General features: G+C 50.4%; 17 protein-coding genes. 7 read left to right on the top strand and 10 right to left on the bottom strand.

Features of this window, described 5'->3' with window-relative positions:
- Nucleotides 1-9 precede the first annotated feature (9 nt).
- Both AC1AWK_RS06675 and AC1AWK_RS06670 read left to right on the top strand, forming a co-directional pair.
- Nucleotides 10-810: a LicD family protein gene (locus AC1AWK_RS06675; protein ID WP_476569182.1), complete on the top strand. Its 801-nt coding sequence runs from the start codon at nucleotides 10-12 to the stop codon at nucleotides 808-810.
- A 26-nt stretch (nucleotides 811-836) separates the two neighbouring features.
- A complete protein-coding gene (locus AC1AWK_RS06670; protein ID WP_476569180.1) occupies nucleotides 837-1,967 on the top strand; it encodes an NAD/NADP octopine/nopaline dehydrogenase family protein in 1,131 nt (376 codons plus the stop codon).
- Nucleotides 1,968-2,052: 85 nt separating this feature from the next.
- On the opposite strand, the gene AC1AWK_RS06665 is transcribed toward AC1AWK_RS06670, so the two are convergent.
- From AC1AWK_RS06665 to AC1AWK_RS06655, 3 genes are read right to left on the bottom strand one after another with little or no spacing between them, the layout of a single operon-like run.
- Nucleotides 2,053-2,718: an HAD family hydrolase gene (locus AC1AWK_RS06665; RefSeq protein ID WP_476569678.1), complete on the bottom strand. Its 666-nt coding sequence runs from the start codon at nucleotides 2,716-2,718 to the stop codon at nucleotides 2,053-2,055.
- 38 nt (nucleotides 2,719-2,756) lie between these two features.
- Nucleotides 2,757-3,830: a sugar-transfer associated ATP-grasp domain-containing protein gene (locus AC1AWK_RS06660; RefSeq protein WP_476569179.1), complete on the bottom strand. Its 1,074-nt coding sequence runs from the start codon at nucleotides 3,828-3,830 to the stop codon at nucleotides 2,757-2,759.
- Between the two features lie 52 nt (nucleotides 3,831-3,882).
- Complete coding sequence (locus AC1AWK_RS06655) at nucleotides 3,883-5,679, bottom strand: phosphotransferase (protein WP_476569178.1); 1,797 nt, start codon at nucleotides 5,677-5,679, stop codon at nucleotides 3,883-3,885.
- Between the two features lie 112 nt (nucleotides 5,680-5,791).
- Between AC1AWK_RS06655 and eat the strand changes: the two genes are divergently transcribed.
- Together eat and AC1AWK_RS06645 are read left to right on the top strand one after the other, a co-directional pair.
- The gene (gene eat / locus AC1AWK_RS06650) at nucleotides 5,792-7,207 is read left to right on the top strand and encodes an ethanolamine permease (protein ID WP_476569176.1); all 1,416 of its coding nucleotides are present in this window, start codon (nucleotides 5,792-5,794) and stop codon (nucleotides 7,205-7,207) included.
- A gap of 28 nt (nucleotides 7,208-7,235) precedes the next feature.
- Nucleotides 7,236-8,033: a sugar phosphate nucleotidyltransferase gene (locus tag AC1AWK_RS06645; RefSeq protein ID WP_476569174.1), complete on the top strand. Its 798-nt coding sequence runs from the start codon at nucleotides 7,236-7,238 to the stop codon at nucleotides 8,031-8,033.
- A 950-nt stretch (nucleotides 8,034-8,983) separates the two neighbouring features.
- Here the strand turns inward: AC1AWK_RS06645 and AC1AWK_RS06640 are convergent.
- The 6 genes from AC1AWK_RS06640 to AC1AWK_RS06615 form a co-directional block, all read right to left on the bottom strand.
- Nucleotides 8,984-10,123, bottom strand: coding sequence for an acyltransferase family protein (locus AC1AWK_RS06640; RefSeq protein ID WP_476569172.1), 1,140 nt, complete (start codon nucleotides 10,121-10,123; stop codon nucleotides 8,984-8,986).
- Nucleotides 10,098-11,081 carry an EpsG family protein gene (locus tag AC1AWK_RS06635; protein WP_476569170.1) on the bottom strand — a complete coding sequence of 328 codons (984 nt, stop codon included), beginning with the start codon at nucleotides 11,079-11,081 and terminating at the stop codon, nucleotides 10,098-10,100. The genes AC1AWK_RS06640 and AC1AWK_RS06635 overlap by 26 nt, the downstream gene beginning before the upstream one ends.
- Nucleotides 11,082-11,581: 500 nt before the next feature.
- Nucleotides 11,582-12,808 carry a glycosyltransferase family 4 protein gene (locus AC1AWK_RS06630; protein WP_476569169.1) on the bottom strand — a complete coding sequence of 409 codons (1,227 nt, stop codon included), beginning with the start codon at nucleotides 12,806-12,808 and terminating at the stop codon, nucleotides 11,582-11,584.
- An 8-nt stretch (nucleotides 12,809-12,816) separates the two neighbouring features.
- Entirely contained in the window at nucleotides 12,817-13,929 is a 1,113-nt protein-coding gene (locus AC1AWK_RS06625) for a glycosyltransferase family 1 protein (RefSeq protein ID WP_476569167.1), read from the bottom strand.
- A 5-nt stretch (nucleotides 13,930-13,934) separates the two neighbouring features.
- Complete coding sequence (locus tag AC1AWK_RS06620; RefSeq protein ID WP_476569165.1) at nucleotides 13,935-16,223, bottom strand: DUF4012 domain-containing protein; 2,289 nt, start codon at nucleotides 16,221-16,223, stop codon at nucleotides 13,935-13,937.
- A 58-nt stretch (nucleotides 16,224-16,281) separates the two neighbouring features.
- Nucleotides 16,282-16,599: a hypothetical protein gene (locus tag AC1AWK_RS06615; RefSeq protein WP_476569163.1), complete on the bottom strand. Its 318-nt coding sequence runs from the start codon at nucleotides 16,597-16,599 to the stop codon at nucleotides 16,282-16,284.
- A gap of 1,036 nt (nucleotides 16,600-17,635) precedes the next feature.
- On the opposite strand from AC1AWK_RS06615, the gene AC1AWK_RS06610 reads away from it, so the two are divergent.
- The 3 genes from AC1AWK_RS06610 to AC1AWK_RS06600 all read left to right on the top strand — a co-directional run bounded on the left by AC1AWK_RS06610 (nucleotide 17,636) and on the right by AC1AWK_RS06600 (nucleotide 20,029).
- Nucleotides 17,636-18,007 (top strand): hypothetical protein, encoded by a 372-nt coding sequence (locus AC1AWK_RS06610; protein WP_476569161.1) that lies wholly within the window; start codon nucleotides 17,636-17,638, stop codon nucleotides 18,005-18,007.
- Nucleotides 18,008-18,164: 157 nt separating this feature from the next.
- Entirely contained in the window at nucleotides 18,165-19,187 is a 1,023-nt protein-coding gene (locus AC1AWK_RS06605; protein ID WP_476569160.1) for a DNA-processing protein DprA, read from the top strand.
- Nucleotides 19,184-20,029 carry a phosphoribosyltransferase gene (locus AC1AWK_RS06600; protein ID WP_476569158.1) on the top strand — a complete coding sequence of 282 codons (846 nt, stop codon included), beginning with the start codon at nucleotides 19,184-19,186 and terminating at the stop codon, nucleotides 20,027-20,029. Before AC1AWK_RS06605 ends, AC1AWK_RS06600 begins: the two co-directional genes overlap by 4 nt.
- Nucleotides 20,030-20,118: 89 nt before the next feature.
- Here the strand turns inward: AC1AWK_RS06600 and AC1AWK_RS06595 are convergent, their stop codons facing one another.
- Nucleotides 20,119-21,690: a sugar transferase gene (locus AC1AWK_RS06595; RefSeq protein WP_476569157.1), complete on the bottom strand. Its 1,572-nt coding sequence runs from the start codon at nucleotides 21,688-21,690 to the stop codon at nucleotides 20,119-20,121.
- Nucleotides 21,691-21,824: the final 134 nt, after the last annotated feature.

Genomic DNA, 21,824 nt, shown 5'->3' with positions numbered 1-21,824 from the left:
TTCAACTCTATGGAATTGCTCTCATTGCCTGAAATTCAAAAGGAATCACACTGGCTACTGAAACAAACTGCCCTTTTTCTCGAGAGCCATCATCTCAAATATTCCTTATATGCAGGCACACTATTGGGTGCAATTCGCCATCAAGGTTTCATTCCATGGGATGACGATATCGATATATGCATGCCCCGCCCCAGTTACGATAAGCTCCTTACCTTGTTCGACCAGCTGCCAGCACCTCTCTTCGGTGTGGCTCCCGGACCACAAAGCCTCGGTCTGCAATTTGCCAAAATATGTAATTCACAAATCAGAGCACAAGAACCGTCCTATGACGGTACCGCCAATCAGTATCTATGGATCGACGTATTCCCTATAGATGGCGTACCGACCAACGACAAAGAACGAACAGCTTGGCTTCGCAAGATTGTACGTTTGCGCCAGCAACGCACTTGGCTTTCCATCAATCCTAGCGCCACTCATTCATTCCCCAAACGCATAATCAAGCAGGCTTATAAAGCCCTCTTCCCGGCAACATATGCAAATAAATTGGATGTCAAATTAGACGAACTACTCCGGAAATATCCTTACGATACTAGTGAATTCGTCTCCTGCTATGCAGGAGGAATGAAAATCCCATTAAAATACAAGAAATCCGAGTTCGAAGCGTACCAACAAGTACCATTCGAGGGCCTGACGCTCAATGCACCAGGCTGCCACCATCAGCTTCTCACTGATTTCTACGGGGATTATATGCAGCTCCCCCCAGAAAACGCCCGAATAACTCATCATCTGAAAGCTTGGCGCGTATCTTAAAGTAATCACTAACATAGGAGAATGTCATGAAGGTCTGCATCGTTGGCGGAGGACATATCGGAACGACCTTGGCCTGCCACATCAAACACTACGACAAGTCCATCGAGGTAAACCTGCTGACAGGTAAACCCCAAAAATTCCTTCAACCTATTACCTGCAACGATATCGAGCATGGCGAATCCTATACCGCCACCATAGACCGCATCTCCGATTCCCAGCGTGAGGCAATACCAGATGCAGATCTCATCCTCATTGCACAACCTCATTTCCTCATTCGAGAGACCTTCGAAAAAATAGCCCCGTACACAACAACCAACGCATATATAGGCGTTATCCCCGGTAGCGGCGGCTGCGAGTTTTTCTTCGACACAATATTTCGGGGAAATGCCCACTTATTCGGTTTCCAAAGAGTACCTTTCACCGCTAAACTCGTATCCTACGGGCAGGAAACCAACCTTAAGAGCTGGAAACCATATAGCAAAATCGCGGCTTTACGCTCCGCAGATACAGAAACAGCATGCTCGCTTATCGAACAATGCGGGTTACGCACTCGAAAGGCCGCCAATTTCTTGGCGGTTGCCTTAGTGCCTTCAAATCCAGTCCTACATACCGCGCGCACCTACGACTTGTTTCACAATTATACCCCTGATCATGTTTTTGAAGAACACCTCAAATATTATCTTGGCTGGTCTGATGAAACCTCCCGCATTCTTCTCGGCATGGATGGAGAACTCCACCAGCTTTTCGCGGCCATGCCGTCATTGGATATGTCATCAGTTCTTCCCTTACTCAAGCATTACGGCGTCAACTCACAACATGAGCTCACCCAAAAAATCAATCGAATTCCGACATTCCAGACCGTTTACGCGCCACTAATCCCGGACACCGAGCATGATGGCCGTTGGCGAGTTGACCTGCGATCTCGAATGTTTACCGAGGATTTCCCTTGGGGCCTGTGCATTATCCGCGCATATTGCGATCTATTTGATGTCGCCTGCCCCACTATCGATCAGGTGCTCTCATGGTATGAACAGTACATGCATCTGCAGTACTACCAAAACGGCAAATTTGAAGGAGCTGATTTGCAATCCACGGGCATACCGCAAAACTACGGTATTACGTCGCGCCAGCAAATCATAGACCTGTATACCAAATAAAGAAGGTCTTGAATACCAGTAGGGCTGGGTCTAGATTTATATGAAACCTAGGACCCAGCCCCGTTTTTGCTTTCATCAAAGAGCTCTAGTCTATGCCCCGAAGCTTCCGCCAGTGCCACTGAATTTTTCGCTTTAGGATAGTTTCCAAGGGGATGCGATAGTAAAGGATATCGTAATCATTCATCCAAGAATCCGGTTTCTTATTCCTAGGCAAAACAACAATTCTTTTTTTGCATGCCTGAAACAACGGAGTATCCGTCTGAGAATCCGAATAAGCCCATGAGTCCATTTGAGAAAAATCAGATATCTGATACTGTTTTTCTATCAATACCATCTTATTAGTCCCCAAACAATCTATACCTGAGAACTTTCCGGAGCAAATATTATTCTTAAAACCCACTCGGGTACATATCAAATCATCAACGCCATGCTCTTCAACAAAAAAACGAAGATAAAGATCATAAGATCCGCTGACAACACAGATGTGATACCCTCTGTTCCGAAAATCAATCAATGCTTGCATTGCGGGAGCGATGAGATGCTTCCGAACCTCCTGCAGGTAAAAATCCCTTGCTACGCCGTCAAGCTCATCACGGGACAATCCCGCCAAAAGGCCAAGCCGGCGCTCCTTATGCGGCAAAGACATATCCGCATCAGACTCCCGAATCTCGGGATGTTTCTTCAAGACAAATCGTATGAATGGATTCACCGTATCAAAATCCACTAGGGTTTTGTCAAAATCGAAGAACACTATATGTTCGAAGTTGCACTCTCTCAATTACCATTCCCCTATTCCACATGGTAGAAAGACTCACGCTCCTTGAGCAGCGAATCCCACGTGGGGCGCTCGCCCCTATGCAGTGGAACCTGCAAGGCACGAGGCGACCACCCATCATTGCCTTCCAGGAGAATCGGACCGGCAGGAGTAATGACAACATCCCATCCCACGGAGAATACCTCAGGGATTGCGGAATGTGCCCGCTTCACCAACTCACACGCATCTGCAAAAAAAGGCAACACTTTGCCAGCCAAAGGCGTTATAGACCTTTTTGCCGGAGTGAAATTATAGGCATATTCACAAACAGCCCCTTTATCAGTAATGCCATACAGAGTTTCTGTACCCTCTGCAGGATTATTAATCAACGAATTGGGCGGCCCAGCCAACAAAGTCGTGCCCGACAACACAACGCGTTCTCCTGTGTTATACGTAACCATACGCAACGTGTTCACTGAAGAAGCATTGAATGCAGCAAGAGCTTCGTGCTGAACAAGCCATCCCTGCATAACCCACATAGCACTTGGAACAGCTGTGATCCGACCAACAAACTCGTCAAGAGAGACCTCTTGGCCGTCATAGCAGACAAGCCCATTTCGCAGATAAACCGACATCAAATTATCGCCATGACAACCGTGGGTACGTTTGATTGCCAGATGTTCCCCTTCATGTTTCCTCATGAAATCAGCAATCGTCTCGCTACCCTCAGTGAAGGTAATACCGCCATGTATTAAATAGGCATATGTCTGCGGTAGTGATTCCGACGGCAGAACCCTTGTGAAAAGCATGTCAAACATGCGTTTATCTCGGAATACCACGCTGTAATCGTATGAGAAACGCGAACCATCGGGATAAAAAGTTGAGTTAACTTTATGCCTTTGCTGTTTAAATATGCCATTATCGAGAAAATCGCTACACCCCCCCCCTACACAATCCAGGCCATACAGGTTATAGCTCGCATTAACCTCACCATACTTGTGTAGCCAATCAACTAAATCCTCATGACGTTCATCCCGAGATTTTCTATCGCACTCAGGATACAGACTATCTTGATTCAGAAGCAGTTCAATCGTGTCCTCTGTTGACATAATGCTATACCTCGCATTCACAATACAATTGGATTGTACACTTACCAGTCAATCATTCATATAAATCCAGCGCTACCGCAGTATATTTCTTCGCGGCCTTATACCAGGTAAACAACCATTCTCCCATAGGAGAACCCGATGCTTCCTTGTACATAGCCCAGACGTACCAATACCAGCCAACGATTCCCACAGCGGCAAGGCAGTGACGAATTTCTTCGCGAGACGGATCTCTTCCAAAATACAAATGAAGCATATCGATCGTCTCTTTTACCGAGTAGCCAGACCCTTGCGCAACAAAATTCCCGATGTCACATGCCCAATCGCCCATAGCGGAATATTCCCAATCAATGATTCGCATTCCATCTTCGTTCACCAGAATATTGGGCCCATAGAAATCGTTATGACACAATACAGGCTGAGACACATCAACTTGACAGCGATCGTGCAATGCTCGCACTGCCGCTCGGAGTTCCTCGAAATCATTCGGCATACGGTACTGTACACTCTCCAACATCGTTATCAAGCGTTCTGAGTCAGCAAAAAAATCAAACGACCACGGCGAACATGCTCCGCCAACATGGAGTTTACGCAACAGCGCCAGTGCCTGAGTGACTTGCTTGCGATTCCCATAATCGAACGGTACACAATTTTCAATGTACCGAGATATCTTCCACCCTTGCTCAGGATCCTCATAAATGTAGGTGTCATCCAGCCCAAGCCGAGCCGCGGCCGAAAGCGCATACGCTTCAGCTTGCCTATTCACGAGTTCGTTGCTTCCCACCCCAGGATGCCGATATATGTACTTTGAACCATTGACGGAAAATAGCACCGATAAATTCGTCAGCCCCTCCTTCACAGGAGTTACGTTGGCGATATCTCTACGAGAGCAGGATAAAGTCTGACAAATGTTATCGAGAATCCTCGAATCTACATTTTCGAGAAAATCCGCATCGTACGCGACGAGGTCTTGGATGCCGTCAAACTCATGGATCAGACCATTAGATACCTTCTTCCCATACACCTGGAAATCGGTAACATGTTCAAAAAATATCGTATGCCACCATTTCGATGCAGTTCGCGCAAGATCCTTCTCCTCATCAAGAATGCGCACCATGCGCTGTGAGGCAGTTCTATCAAAATACACAGGCCCCCGCAGTACCCACCCGTTAGTCTCAACCCCTACGGAACAGATGATGCCCTTGGAATTGCAGCGCAACGAAGGCACGGCCGTAGCACGCGTGTTCTCTACAGCGGTGCAATACGAATGATATTCATATAACGAAAAAGGGTTGCTTTCATAATATTGGTCAGCAGGCAATATATAAGTATTATCCAGAAAACTCCTGCCGAGCCAGAGTGAATAATAGTTATTCTTCTCCATATAGAGCGGGTTAATCTCTAGATCCACTCCGTATTTATCCTCAAGATAGAAGAAGCTCTCTTTCATATACCCGACGACAACGCATATCTTATGTATACCGGCGTCATGAAGCTGCTCAATCATTCGTTCGACAAGAGCTTGCCCTCCCACCCTGAATAAGGCCTTCGGGGACTCGAACGACAGCGGCCTCATCCGTACCGCCTGCCCCGCCGCTAGAATCACCGCGCTCCGCACGCGATATGGTTCTATGGCGAGACATCCTTCATTCGTCACGGTTCCCCCATCGTCGATAAGCCCTGATTCTCGAAGCGATCGCATGGCCTTATTGATCGACCCGAGCGACACTTCCGACATCGCAGACAACTCCCGCTGCGTACAATCAGCATTCTGTAATTTATGCTTAAGAACCTCAAATTCATAAGGGCTTAATGACATCGCCGCCTCCTCGAACCACGAGAAAATGCTCATATTAAACAATAATAGGATACCGATCACATAGCAGTGTTCATAATCATATACTATTATCTAGTTCATGAACTAGACTTGTAATATATTTCACGAACAAAGGAACAAAGGGGTTATGGTGACATCAGCTAACGCAAAAGATACAGCCTATTTCGAGAAAAGATCCCTCAAAAAAGGATCGGCCGGCTGGCTACTCCTCACCGGACTCGGAGTGGCGTACACGATTAGCGGCGACTTCTCGGGATGGAATTACGGCATCTCCAAAGGCGGCTGGATGGGATTGGTCATCGCCTGGCTGACGATGGGAATCATGTACATGTGCACGGTCTTTGGACTGGCCGAGCTATCCTCCGCCATCCCAACAGCTGGCGGAGGATACGGATTCGCTCGTAGCGCCATGGGACGAACAGGAGGATTCGCCACCGGACTTGCTCTCATCATCGAATATGTATGCGCACCAGCAGCAATCTCCACCTTTATCGCCAACTACATTCAAACCCTCGGAATACTCCCCAATGCCCCCACCATCCTATTGGTAATCCTCACATACATCGTTTTTACCGCAATACATATAGCCGGCGTCGGCGAGGCGCTGCGTTTTACTTTCGCCGTCACCCTAATCGCCCTTCTCTCTCTCCTAGCATTCACGGTAACCGCCGCACCCCACTTCCAATTATCAAACCTTTTCAACATGCAACCCACCACAAACGACCGAAGCCTTTTTCTTCCTGCGGGATGGAACGGCGTTTTGGCATGTCTTCCATACGGCATTTGGTTCTTCTTAGGAGTGGAAGGAGTTCCCCTCGCCGCAGAAGAGTGTACGGATCCCAAGAAAGATATGCCTCGCGGACTCATCGGAGCAATGGCCATATTATCCGCAACAGGATTCTTGTCGCTCCTGCTTGTTTCTGGAGTCATGGGCGCCAAAGCTGCCGGAATTTCCGATGCCCCGCTTATCGATGCGCTAACCGCCATAGGAAGCCCAGGTATGGCTTTGTTCCTCAATATAGCTGGCCTCTTGGGGCTGATAGCTAGTTTCTTCAGTCTAATGTATGCTGGTTCTCGACAAATATTTGCGCTATCAAGAGCCGGCTACCTACCGACCCCTTTATCGCTCACCGGTTCACGGAAAACACCCTACACCGCGCTCCTCACGCTTTCCGCGATTGGAATAGGCATCGTATATGTCATGCAGGATGGAAGCCTAATCCTCAATATCGCAGTATTTGGAGCATGTGCATCATACGTTCTCATGAATCTATCCCATATTTTGCTGCGCGTGCAGTCGCCTCTCATGCACCGAGGATATGAGGCACCCGGCGGCATATACACCTCGTCGATTGGCCTTGCACTTTCTCTTGTGGCAATCATCTCCACATTCTTCGTCGATGTGAAAGCAGCCTGCTGCGTTCTCGTTATCTATATAATCGGCATTGTGTATTTTATGTTCTGGGCAAAAGCTAGATTAGTTTCCAATGCGCCCGAAGAAGAGTTCGCTGCAATACTCATCGCGGAGTCTGAACTGGAATAGCTGCAATAATCAACAAAGGATGCAAAACATGAATAAGCTCACCCTCGACGAGTTCGATCGACTTCTGCACAAATACGAGAACCACTCAGCGACCAAATCCGATATCGACAAGCTGGAGCCATATAGGGCAAAACGTGCAGTGTTGCTAGCAAGTGGGTTCGGCAGCCGAATGGCTCCGATTACCATCAATACCCCAAAACCACTTGTCAATGTCAACGGCAAAACAATCATCTCGACAATACTTGACGCGCTTCTCGCCATCGACATCACAGAAATATATATCGTAACCGGGTATAAAGCAGAGTGCTTTGAGCTCCTCGCGAAGCACTATCCAATGGTCACCCTTATCCATAACGATCGGTATGACACAACGAATAACATTTCTTCAGCATATGCGGCTCGACACCTTTTCGAAAATGCGTACGTATTTGAAAGCGACCTGCTCATCCGCAATCCTAAAATATTGAAACCATACCACTACACCTCAAGTTACTGCGGCGTCAAAGTTACAGAAACCCCTGACTGGTGTTTCGATGTGTCAGATGGCAAAATTACCGACTTACATAAGGGTGGAACAAACTGCCATCACATGTACGGCATCAGCTATTGGACCGAAGAAGACGGCAATCGCTTATCCACCGACCTGGAAGAATGCTATAGGGACCCGGATAACCAGCAGCGTTTCTGGGATGACATTCCATGCATCCTCCGCAAGAGCCATTACGACGTTCACATCAATGAATGCACTTTTGACGATGTCTCAGAAATAGATTCATTTAACGAACTACAAGCAATAGATAGCAGGTACATCTCCCCTCGATCGTGACGACTTCCACAATCAACACTCATTCAAAAAAACTCGCAATACATACATCTCACTACCGCTCCTGTGCAAGAAGGTTCACCACGATCAATCCCACGCACCCAAATAGTTAATAATAAAATACACGACGAAACTCGAACGATCTACAAAGTCGACAAAATAACTGCACCCCGATTGTTGGACGGGAGGAATTCAGATTCGATAATCGGAGGTGTGGTTCTTTCGTATGTGAGATGATCGAAGAAGACATTACGACGACGAGTTCCGGCGCAGCGCGCCGGACGAGACCATACTCACGGTTATACGTCATATGGGGCGCAGGTACGCCATCCGCACTCGAAACCCGTGGAGCAGGTACAACTCGTACCACAACGATGCGGGCGCGAGGAACCGAACCCGCTCGGACCAGACTTCCGCGCCGACCGACCATTCAAGGAGTTCGGCGCCGACATCACCGAGTTCGGGGCAGTCAGAGCCAAGGCATACCTCGTGCCCGTGTACGACGTGGACAGTAAGGAAATCGTGTCTTGGTACGTCAGCTAGGCATCCCGACATGGTCCAGCAGAGTCGCCTGCTCGCCGTGCTCTCGCCCAGCCCGCCCCGGTGGAGGAAGGATTTCGGATGCCAGCACCTCCGCTACTCCCTAAGCCACAAGAGCAACTTTCTGAACAACGCCACCACCGAACAGGCGTTCGGCCACCCGAAAAAAGAGTTCTACCGGGGACGCGTCCGACTCGTACAAGCGATCCAAGGCCGAGCTCGATGCGCACGTCGTCCACTGGACCACAAAAAACGGCCGGGTACGGCTCACCCCACTCCGGAGGAATTCCGCAGCGTATCCCTCGCGACCTGACCCTGTATCCTAATAAACCGAGTCCAACGAGCAGGACGTAGTTCATTTAGAAACTCATATATTTTCAGATATAGCTTGTTTAAAATATAAATTCCTCTGCTTAAACACCATACTTATTGAATCTCTTATCCAATGCAGAGCAGTAACGCAACAAAGTATCTCCTTTATTCCACTGCAAAAATACACGGAACAGTATCCGGCGAACATAATCCACAGCAATACATACGGCAAATATGAGAATAAGCCACGCCACTACACCACCGCAGGTCAACCATGCCTGCTTATCCATACCTTCCAAAATGACAAAACGCTTCCATAGCAGATCACGAACAACCGGATATTCGGTAATGAGATACACAGCAAAGCACGATCTGGCGATAGAGTTGATAAATCGATTGGTGATAGGCTTACTTTCTAATACTCGCAAAAATGCTATAAAACCAATCAAGACAACGGGCAATTTCCAGTCTCCCGTGATGAATAGCCCAACATAATGTCCAAAATAAAATGCAACAACAGACGCCGCAAAATAAAAAGTAATAATAGCAACGGCAATCCCCACGCCCACCCACATGTATCGTCTTGATAGCCCTGGATCCGGGTAAAAATACCACTGATAAACAGTCACCAACACATAGATATATATGAGACCAAATGCTCCACTAAGAGTTGGAGTTCCGGGGAAAAGCCCAAGAATCCCATATATTCCCACAAGTATCATGGAAAGTCTTATGTGATTCGATGCCCCAAGGGCGCGCAAGCCCAGCTGAAGAAAAGGTTCCAGTAATAGAAAAATCGCGAATGCTGTAGGATACCACCATAGGCCCAAGGCAAGAGGGAACAGAGATTTCAGCATAATACTTATGCTTACAAACGGGCGAAGAAAAATCAGAGAAACCACCAGCAAGATGATGCTCCAAAATAAGAGTTGCCTTTCCAAAAACCATATTTTCAGTATGTTCGACTTCAACGTAACTTGTTTTTGCGCACCGTACCAAGCAGTAATCGCAAAAAATATGACCACTCCAACCTTACCCCCACCAACAGCAACTACCTGAAGAAAAAACCGGATTACACCCGGCGCAATTTTGTTAATATCAACAGTGTTATATATTGCACAATGGTGAAGCAGTATCATGAACATAGAGACAACACGAAGCAGCTCAATTTTGCTGTTTCTCGTCTTTTTTTTATTTTCAACAGATACAAACTCATCACAATAAGACGTAGAAATCCGCATAAGACGCAATACCTCGCAAGACGAAGCAGGTGAAAATATAAACGATTACAACGCTATACGCCAACAACGATAACGGTCTCCCGACCCCCCTTTGAAGAATTTCTCCATCATTAAAAAAACGTAAATATTCCAATAAATAAGGCGCAGAACACATTACCACCAGCGGCACCATACGAGAAAATGTTACATCACTCGGATACGAACCAGCCATGTAACATATCGACAGAATGACGAAAGTTTTATATTTGGAAGGTATATCTGACCTAAAACCTCTTTTTTCAAAATAATTATTACAAAATACAAGAAAAATGACAAAAAATAAACCAACTAGCATGTATAGCGCTTGCATGCGCGAAGGTGTAGCGGAATACCATTGCCCTTCCGGATTAAAATACAACTGCAACTTCCAGCCAATATTGGCATTTATACGCGTTACCACATCTATAGAAATATTTAATAGATAGAAGTAGATTAGCCCTAAAATGGCAACAATTTTTTTCAGTAAGTTACTTTTTGCGCCCGAAAGGCAGTACAACAGATATATTGGCAACAACGATATGTGCAATAATGTTGCAGCCAACAATAAGCCATGCTTCAGAATGCACTTATTACGCGAAGTCGAAAGCTCACCCCAAATAATAGCGAAACAGAAGACTGAATAAGCCGTGAAAGATCTGACAGTATCAGCTGGATATGAAAAGTCAAGAAAAGCCAGGATATAGAGAAGCACAATAAAAACCAACTGTCTCGAACCGCCCATTTTACGGAGAGCTCTCCCTATACCAAAAATAGATAAAAGGGAAATGACAATAGACAGAGATTTCAATAGGTCATAATCTCCAGTTAGCGATACCACATACAGAAGCAATGCAGATAATGGATACAGCTCATATTTTTCCTGAAGATACTCGTACCCCTGAACTCGAGCCATCTCCATCTCATGCGTCATCCTCACCATATCCGTATACCTAGTGCTGAACGTTTGATGATAAATGACAGCGGATAAAACCAAAACTAACCCGCACCCTATGAAACCCACCACATTCCGAGTGGTACTCGATAGATGAAGTCCCCTTGCCGAAGTCACAACGCTAAAAACACAAAAAAGCACTAGCAACAAAAACAACGCAAACGATAAAGAAACCATAAGCGAAACCATTCGTACAAAAGCTACAATTCTATCGCCTAATTATACCCACGCATGGCGATTCTCTATATTCGTTAAAATTATAAATTGTTTCGGTCACTATGCACTTAAGTACAGTAATAGCGTCCCCACACCCCACTCTCATCAGATACAGACTCCGAGTTCCGCGCACATAAATACTTAAAGTGCAGTAAACAGCACTGAGATCTAAAGTTCTGAGAGCCTCGTCAAAATGTACAAAAGAAAGAAGACCATCATCTTTCATACCGCACTCAAGCCAGTACCCATGAGAATCTACCAATAATCAATCATTATCTTAAATAATTTGCCATGTCGGACAGATAATGAGGATAGTCAAGTTCATCGACTATATCATTCCCAGCCTGCCCCATACCAATTTTACGGTTCGAGTCGCACGCCAGGTTCGACATAGCGTCCTTCAAATTCTGCTCAAGCTTCTCGTCTCTTCGTAGCAGTACAGCGCACTGCTCATTCACATATTCAGGAATTCCACCAGAATATGTGGTGATTAACGGTTTTCCGGCGGCCATTGCCTCTATGACGGCTAGGGGTGCGGGATCATCCCACAGCGATGGCATACAACATACATCACTCATGGCATAGACTCCCGGCATGTCATCATGCGGAATAAAACCAGTAAAAATAACCCTATCCCCAAGCGACTCGGCTAAGGCATGTAACCGCTCTTCGAACGGCGATGCAATGCCCGAATTGAAGAAGTACGCCCCCGCTATGACAAGCTTTGCCTGCGGCAGATCAGAAAGCCGCGCAAAAGCTCTCAGTAGAGGCTCCACCCCTTTCTCCTCGGTCAACCGCCCCGAGAACAAGAAGACTACGTCATCGTCCGATATGCCATATCGGTTTCTGAGCTCCCGCCCTTTTGCCAAGGCATTCTCACTGCGGAAAGATTCCACATCTACGCAATTGCGCCATACAGCCTTCTGATCAGGGCGTAACGGACCAACCGAAGATTCCAAGGTCCGAACAATAAAATCCGACACACCCAGGACTTTCTTAACAGATCGTATCTCTTCCCGACATCCAAAAAGTTGGGGAACCTCGTTATGCAAGTGGTAATAGACTTTTCCGTCATACTTTTTGGCATTGCCATAAAGCTTCATCGTCATAAACAGCGTGGCATGATTCTCAATCATCACCGCGTCGAAATGTTCATCTCGCAAATGCTTTGCTACCTGACGTATATACCATAGCCGTTGAGCAATGTACCGGTACGACATTAATTTGCGCTTCCTCATCACGTATTTAGCAAAACCATAAATGGCAGAATCCATAATACGAACAAACCACGGAATATTGATGTATACCCCTTCGGAATGTTTCATTACCTCGACGCGAGCTCGTGCTTCAGCATCCTGAACCGAAAAGATAACGAAATCATAAGTATGACGCAACTCATTTTCATTAATAAGCGCGGTGTCCAATGCTTCTACAGCACCACCACGAGTATCCGGAACCGGCAAGTATCCCGAAGTGATTATTGCAATACGCTTGATCATACAACAACTCACCTCTCACCCTTCAAACGTATGTACCATGTGCACAAATTCGCAGCGCTATCCGCAACGTCATATCCGCACTCGCGTATTTGCGCAACAATATGCGCATCAGTATCTCGTTCATTTCGCAAAGACATCATGGCGGAGGCCCACTGACGACAATCCCCAAGCGGAACTTTCGCAAAAAGAGCCTTAACCACGCACACTTCATCTGGTACAAATTCGGAAGCCACAACCGGGCATCCTGCTGCTTGTGCTTCAAGCGCAGCCATACCGAAACCCTCATACGTGGAGGGGAATGACACCACATCAAATGCCTGATACAGTTCAGCTACATCATTGCGAACACCGAGGAAGGTTACGTTTGAGGCTATTCCCAGTTCGTTTGCTTTGCGTTCTAGATCGCCACGCAGCTCACCACCGCCAGCAAACACGAGCTTCGCTCGGACACCGCCGTGCAATACTTGCGCGAACACATCCAACGTAAACATCTGATTCTTCTGGAAACACAGCCGTCCTACTTGCCCGATGAGCAATGTGTCTTCCGTCACACCGAGTTCGGCACGTTTGCGCCGACGCGTTTCCTGATTGAAGGCGAACTTACCCAGGTCAATCGCATTATGAATGTAATGCACTCGCCCTTCGCTCACCACACGCTTGCCAAACAACCATTCAGCAGCAACGCGGGAGCACGCCGCATAATGCGTGGCATTCACTTTCGAAAACGGTCTCAACGCCGTCTTCATCAATGTTTTTGCTCCCTCTCCAGGGTGTGATGTGCTGTGGCTATGCGCAATACGGATCGGAACGCCAGCCCTGCGCGCCGCCAACAACGGAAACACACTCAACGCATTCAAATTCGAATGCACGATATCAGGCTTTTCCTCACGAAAAACTTGCTCGCAAGCCTTCAGATACTGCGGCATATGCTTGTAAGCCGGGACGGTAAACACCCGCCCGCCAAGCGCTTCGATTTCCTCGCGCGGCACTGCCGTGGAATCAGCATCAACAATGAAGTCGAACTGCACCCGATCACGATCTATATGACGGTAGTGGTTCATAATCGTGGCTTCAACACCGCCACCCACCATGTGTCCCATAACCTGCGCAACACGAATCATGTCAATCACTCCTCCTCTGTTGAGCGTCCGGGAATAAGCGGGGTTTGGCGTAGGGTGGCTGGCGCGGTGACTCCGGGGGCAGCCTGCACATGCACGGTAATGTGCAAGGAGGCTCCCGGGTCCAGCAGCGTGCTTTTCACGCCAACGGTGAAGCCATCGTGCACGGTGAACCCGTCGAAGGACGACCCGTCGGAGAACGTCCAATCCACCAGGCTGCCGCCCGAAGGCGCATACACATACAATTGGGTTTTCACCTGCCCGTTCACCACGCCATCCACTTGATCACCCAACACATACTGCGGTGTGGTAGCCACCTCTTGCGGGGTCATCAAATTCGTCAACGTAATATCCACCGTATACTGCTGCGCACCATTCGACGCCGTCTTATCGAACGTCACGTTCACATCACGCCGCAAATACCAGTCCATCTTCGACTGTGTTTGGTCCGAGAAATACACGCCAATCTGCGGCTTGGCTTGCGATGTCTGCAACGCGCCACTCACCGGCGTATCAACCAGTAGCTTCTGCATCTGCTCGTCGGCGCTCCACACCATCACGTGACCGCCACTCACCGCTTTGCTCAACGCACTCATATACGACTTCGCATCAGCTGACCGTTCCATAATATGGTGGAATGCTGCCGCAGCAGCCGCCGAAAAATACGCATCCTGCTCGCTCACCGCATACCGCGAATACACGTCGTGCAACAAGAACTGTGCGGTAGTGGACCCATCCAGCACCACCCCATCCGGCATAGTCACGCCGCCAGTAATCGCCAACATATCCTGCAGGAAAATCGGATCAATCGCGATCACACCATCCACCTGCGTCTGATACGTGTTCGCCCACATGGCCTTGGCGATCTCACCCGTACGCGGAAAATCAGGCGTGAAATTCACATCCTGCGGAATACGCCCCAACTTATCCGAAAACAGCGCACGCTCCCCAGCCGTCAACTCCACAATCGGCTGATCCAACCACGGCATCGTGCCCTCAGACACAAACTCATTCAGCGTGACCTTCCCGTTGGCGACCGTAACCGTGCCCCACGAACCCGGCATGCCACCAGACGGGCGCACTTCCGCATTATTCTGCGCCAAAATCAAATACGTGTGCGACTGCCCATCCAACCCCAGCATGGAAGGCGCCACCTGCACAAACACATTCACATTATGCACCTGCTCCGCCAACGTGGAGAACGCCTTCTTCGCCTGATCCACCGCATGCGACACCGCTTCGATACGCGTATCCAAAATCCCTTGCACGGTGCGGTTCGCTTGAGAAATCAAATCATCCGCAGTATTCAAAGGCTTCTGCACCTGCTCAATGCCCGGCAGCGAAATCGTGCCATCATGCACGCCAAAACTCTCCACCGAAATATGCTTCATCGCCTCTTGTATATTCGGCAACGCCTGATTCGTCACCGCCGACAACGCAGACACCGTGGTCCGCACCGCCGCAATATCACCGCCAACCACCGGCGCGTGCTCCGCCACCGTCCACAAAATGGAGCTCGTCTCGCCATACGCCGCATTCACATGCTGTGTGAACGCTGCCAGCTCACTCTCCGCCGAGACACTATCGCCCGATGTCACCACCTTCTGCACCACAGAAGCCGAAGCCACCGCCTGCTGCATTTCCGACTTCACCTTCAACGCCGACACCATAAACCACGCGCCAGCGGCAATCACCGCCACCAACAGCACACCCACCACCAACAGCACGCGGCGACGACGGCGACGACGACGCAAACGACGAATATGCTGCGGACTCATACGACGACGAGCACCAGCAGTCGGAGGGGCAGGAGGCTCGGATGCGGACGCTCCGAGGGTGGGCGCTCCCGGTGTGGATGATCCAGACGTGGAAGCTCCAGACGTGGAAGGATTCTCCGGCTGCGTAAGCATTTCATACTGTACGGGTGCCGAAGGCTGCGCGGCGCCAGCGACACTACCGGCAGTGGTTGCGGCAGTGGCGCTTGTAGTGTTGCCGACACCAGTGCCAGCAGCACCGACAGCACCGGTAGTGCCAGCGATAGCAGCAGTACCAGTAGTGCCAGCAGCATCTGTAGTGCCAGCGGCATCTGTAGTGCCAGCAGCATCGGCGGCACCAGCGGCATCGCCCACGATTGCGGAGACACCCGCGGAACTCATAGCACCCATGGCACCGGACACCCCAGACGCGGATGCGGACTCCGGAGCCGTAGCACCAGCCGACTCGTTCGCCATCAACGAGAACCGCTCTTCCTCGCCGTCAAACTCCTGCGTCATACCGCACACTCCGCTCAGGTTCATACCATCATGTCAACAAACGACTTCCAGTCTACCTGTCGCATTGCCTCCCCCCAAACTCTCATAGCGTCATATTTTCCAGCGCTTCACACCCTGCGCACGACAACCGCGCAAGGGAGAACGCCACAAAACCGCCTAGCACCTTCACGGGCATCCCCGGAGACGCCCCGCTCAGGCCGCCGCCCACATCGCCGCCTCCAACCTCGCCCGCACGGCCGCCTCCAACCTCGCCGCCCGCACTAGCACCGCCCTCCACACCAGCATCACGCCCAACGCCTCCACCCTCTCCACCAACGCCCGGCCCTCTCCACCAACGCCCCGCCCTCCACACCAGCATCACGTCCACCGCCTCCATCCTCTCCACCAACGCTCCGCCCACGTTGTCGCCGGTATCGCCCCTCCTCCACCATCTGACCAACACCCCGCCCACATTCCCGTTTGGCGGGCGTGCCACTATCTCACCGGTAACTTCGTTCGCCCCCCCCCGCTTGAAAAGTGCGTGTTTGCACCATTGGCGAGCGTTCTTTTGTGTGCCTTTACCACACTCTAGGGTGAAAGGTGCGTGTTTCCTACACTCCTGGAATCCCGAGACCGTCTGTGCGGATGGTGTAAACACACACCTTCGGATTCTGGGCCGGGAAAGACCTAGGACTTGGATCCTACCAGTGTTGCAAACACACACTTTTGGACTCGGGGACGGGATAGGCGTGGGATTGTGGCCTTACCGATGGTGCAAACACACCCCTTTGGTCGCGGGCCTGAAAGGGCGTGAGATTGAGATCCTAATAGTGATGGAAACACGCACCTTTGCACGAGGCTGGGCGACTGGGGTGTTTCCGGAGCTCGGTTTTGCGGGTACGCGGACTCGCTAGGTGTAGCGCCTCCGGGGTGGTCCTGCTCGGAAGATGTGTTTCCACCATTGGCGGGCCGCTGCGGATGCCCCTCGTTTGGAAGGTGTGTTCCCACCACTGGCGGGCCGCTGCGGATGCCCCTCGTTTGGAAGGTGTGTTCCCACCACTGGCGGGCCGCTGCGGATGCCCCTCGTTTGGAAGGTGTGTTCCCACCACTGGCGGGCGTTATTTTGTGTGTGTTTTCGACACTCTCGGCCGGAAGGTGCGTGTTTACCACACTCCTGGAATCCCGAAACTCGCCGTAAGAGTGGTACAAACACACACCTTTGGGATTGGAGCGTAGAGGGGGTAGGGGTTGCGGCTCCACCGATGTCGGAAACACACACCTTTTTCACTGGACGGCCCGGCTGGGGGCGGGAGTTGGCCGGTCAGGCCTAGGCGGGGACAGGGATCGGTTGAGGAGACCCGGTCAGGCCTGGGCGGTCCGGCAAGAGTGTTGGAAACACACACCTTCGCCCGAAGGTGTCCAATCCAAGGCCATAAAACCGCGGCGAATGCACGGTCTTGTCGAAAACGGAAGCGGCATGGCTGATGGCGAAGGTCAACCACTTGCCTTTTCAAGGTTACCCTCCAAAAAAGTTGAAAAATCAAGGAAAGGGGACACTCGGCAAAGTACGCCATTATCTCGATAACACCAACTTGGAAACCGACGCTATCGTGGAACTGCCAAACGGTTCTTGGAGCGCGTTTGAAATCAAACTCAGCCCAGACAAAATCGACGCGGCAGCCAACTCATTGAACCGGCTCGAGGCCAAAATGGTCAAAGCCGAACAACCCGTCCCACAATGCAAATGCGTTATCGTCGGCACTTTCCAACTAGCCTACCAACGGCCAGACGGCGTCAACGTCGTACCACTAGCCGCATTGCAGGCATAGCGGCGAGCCAGTCACTGTTTTTCGCCTGTAGCGCCTTGACCCTGACTATTATGGTGATTGAGGCTGTATACTGTGCTTGTAGATATGGTCAAACGCATTTATATGGAAAATCCTTACGTTGAACCGCTGAACAAGTTAATAAGAAACAGGTGATGGCATGAGTGGGGAAGAGTTGTTTCGCGAAAATGCCGCACTGCTCGCATTGCTTCGCACATGTCAAAAACCCAATACTTGGACATCCATCGCGAATGACTGTGTTATGGAGGGAAGCGCAGAACGTTTGCTGCTGCACAGAATAGATCCGGCCAATCATCCGTTATTCACCGTGCTGCAGCACGAAGACAACCATGTCAATGCCGTTCAAGACGCCTTGTTTGATGATGACATTTCCGGCGATGAGTCACCCCGCAAACAAGCGTTGCTCCAAGCAAAGGATGACGCAGCCGACCAATTGGAACGTTGGCAGGATTCGGGTTTTGATTATATATCGGTGTTCGATGACCGTTTCCCGGAGCGGCTTCGTTTGACCGTTGATGTTCCACCGTTCTTGTTTGCCGATGGAGAAGTCCGTAGCGACGATGTCGGCGTGAGCGTGGTAGGGTCGCGCAAGTGTTCGCCAGAAGGCGCTCGTTTCGCAGTGGAATGTGCCCGTATGCTGGTTGACCGCGGACTAACGGTGATTGCCGGCTTGGCAAAAGGCATTGATACGTTCGCCCATGAAACCGCTCTTGAACGCGGCGGCCGGACAGTCGCCTTTATCGGCACGGGTATTGACGTGCACTATCCTCCAGAAAATCGTGCTTTGCAAGAGACTATCGCGCGTCGAGGTCTGGTGTTGTCTCAGTTTTTCCCCGGTGCCCCGCCCACCAAACAGTCATTCCCGATGCGCAACGCATTAATGTCTGGGTACGGCGCAGCGACAATCATTGCGGACGCCGGAGAATATTCCGGCACTCGCATACAAGCACGCCAGGCGCAAAGGCACGGACGTCCAGTAATTCTTTACCAGATGGTGGTAGAGAATGCTCAATGGGCACGCGCACTGGTCGGCAATCCAGGCGTACACGTGGTCAACGACGTACAAGAAGCCAGCAAAGTAGTTGACTATATCTTGAATTTGGAACAGTATGCGGATAGCCTTGTCGCCGGAATGCTCGAATCGAGGATGGCGTTCGCATGAACCAGAATGACGCTTCATGGATCCGCGCTTTTCTCAAGGTCAAGCGAGAGATTATGGGCGGTTATGCGCGAAGCGTGAACGTGCATCGCTCCCACTACCTGCACATATGCCCCATATGCGCAGGGCCAAAATCTGAATATTTCCAATATTGCTCGGCGTGCGCCGCACTAGAGAAGAGTCGATGGATGCTTGCGCCCGAGGGCGTCCACTTATCCGACAGGGTCTGCTTCGGCTGTTACGCATACGAGGGTGAGCAAATGTACCGCGTGATGAGCGGGTATAAAGATCGCGAACTTCCACAACGATCCACTTTCCAAAAGTGCATACAGTTTTTGGCATTTGATGCGCTATACGTGCATGCTGAGTGCATGCGCAAGACAACGGGAAGTCTTCCTACATGTTGGACAGTTATTCCTTCAACGCAATCAAGCAAAAATTACGGACATCCCAGCGTGCTTGAGCACATCGTGGCTCCCATCATGCGCGAGCTTACCATTCCCATGGTTCGTCTCGCGGCACAAGACGAGAAGAAACGCCGCAACCTTGATCCCGACAGATTTACGATTGCAGAAGATCCGACCGTCCTAGACTTATCACACGTATTGCTGGTGGACGATTCGTGGGTAACTGGCGCAACCGTGCAATCTGCCGCCGCTATGTTTCGTCTATTAGGCGCCCGCCAAATTACTACGTATTGCGCCGCTCGCGTCGTTGATCTGAATTGGGTGAACAATAATTTGGGAGAATCGGTGGCCGACGGTTTCCGCAAACTGAAATATCACAATTATTGCCCTTGGGGCGCGGGGTACGCTTGTCCCGCTACCAGGACGGCTCAGACGTGACACAAGCAAAAGCGCGAAGTTACACCCCAACTCGCGTAAACCCTCTTGCACTAAGCAAGACAGCACAAAACGACATAAAGACAACGCGTTTAGTAAGCACCGGTGTGCTTGAGCACTGCACCAACCGTGCGGAAAATCAGCACAAGATCGCCTAAAATAGACCAATTCTGCACGTATGCAACATCCAATTGCTGAGATTCCTCTTCGCTCAAATCAGAACGCCCGGAGACCTGCCACGGACCCGTGATTCCCGGTTTAACCAAGAGTCTGGTTGAATACACCACACCATATTGGGCCACCTCTTCAGGAAGCGGCGGACGCGGCCCCACTAAACTCATCTGCCCCTGCAGCACGTTAAAAAACTGCGGAAGCTCATCGATAGACCACCGACGAATAAACTTCCCCACACGGGTGACGCGCGGATCGTCCTTCAACTTGAAGATAAAACGACCCTCCTGACCATACTCCTTGGCCAACTGCGCTTTCAACGCATCAGCATCAACGCGCATGGACCGGAATTTAATCATCGAGAACGGCTCACCACGACGGCCCACACGCTGTTGACGATAGAATACTGCCCCCCCATCATCAAGCTTGATGGCAACGGCGGTAGCAACCATAATGGGAGAGGACAATGCAATCAATACAAGTGAGCCAATAAAATCTAGAACACGTTTCACCACACTTGTGGTCACGCCATACTGCGCCAAGCTAATAGTCAATATGCTTGACCCCTGAATATTGCGCACACTCAACTGGTGTCCGGCCACATCCGCCGCGGACGTCATCAGCGCAATTTCCAAGCCAACCGACTCCAGCCCAATGGAAAATGCCGCGAACGCATCAGAGTCGCGCCGCAACACATCCGAAACCATCACCGTCTGCGCTTGCAAATCAACCGTGCGTTCCGCCAAACGATGGCTATACTCCAACACCGGCAGTTCGCGCTCCGGCCAAGCCTCACGCAACAGTTGCAAATCCTGTTCGCCCAACGCAGCCTGCCGCACATTGCCCGATGCCTCATCAAGCACGATGGGACACAACGCCACCGGCTTATAACTCAACTGCTTCTTGCCACGCAAAAACTGCAGCGTGCGCGACATACCCTGCACCGAACCGACCAACACCACCGAATACTGGAAATTGCCATTGTGCCGGTCACGCGTAACAAACGCCCGCACCACGGAACGTTCGGCCAGCGTGAGCACACAGCCCACCAGCGCCATCCATGTCACAGACTCTAACGGCACGTACACCGAAAACACAAAGTTAATGGCGCACAGCAATACCCAACCACCCACAGCAGCCTTGATCACGATAGGAGCAATCTCAAAGCCATCACCCAACACATGCCGGTGATACAAGCCGCAGCGGCGCAACGCCATAGCCCACACAAGCCCGCCGAGCAACAGATACGCAGTGGGGCTAAAAAATCCGTCGTACCCGGGCACTCCGGCAAGTTCCATATGCCGTTGCGCCAACAACACCGTGGTACCCCCAACCAAAAACATCGCCACATCGCAACACAACAACGCAGCATTCAGCGCGAAACGCCAATACAACACACGGTTCAACTGCTTTTGACGCTTGACGCTCAACTGTTCCAAAGCCCGAATAGCGCGTCCCCTGGCCTTCTCCCCCGGCTTATCATGCAAGGTCACCGTGCGCCACCTCCTCATCTCCGGCTCTCACTCATCGGCTCCATCAGAGAAGCCATGCCGAACAACATCGACATGCCCCACGTCTCCGACATGTTGCCCATACGCCGGACACATCTTCTCAGATGAATCTGTTC

It is taken from the genome of Bifidobacterium sp. LH_491, assembly GCF_056356495.1.
The sequence above is the reverse complement of the archived record's forward strand: the minus strand, read 5'-3'. Positions and strand labels throughout refer to the sequence as shown.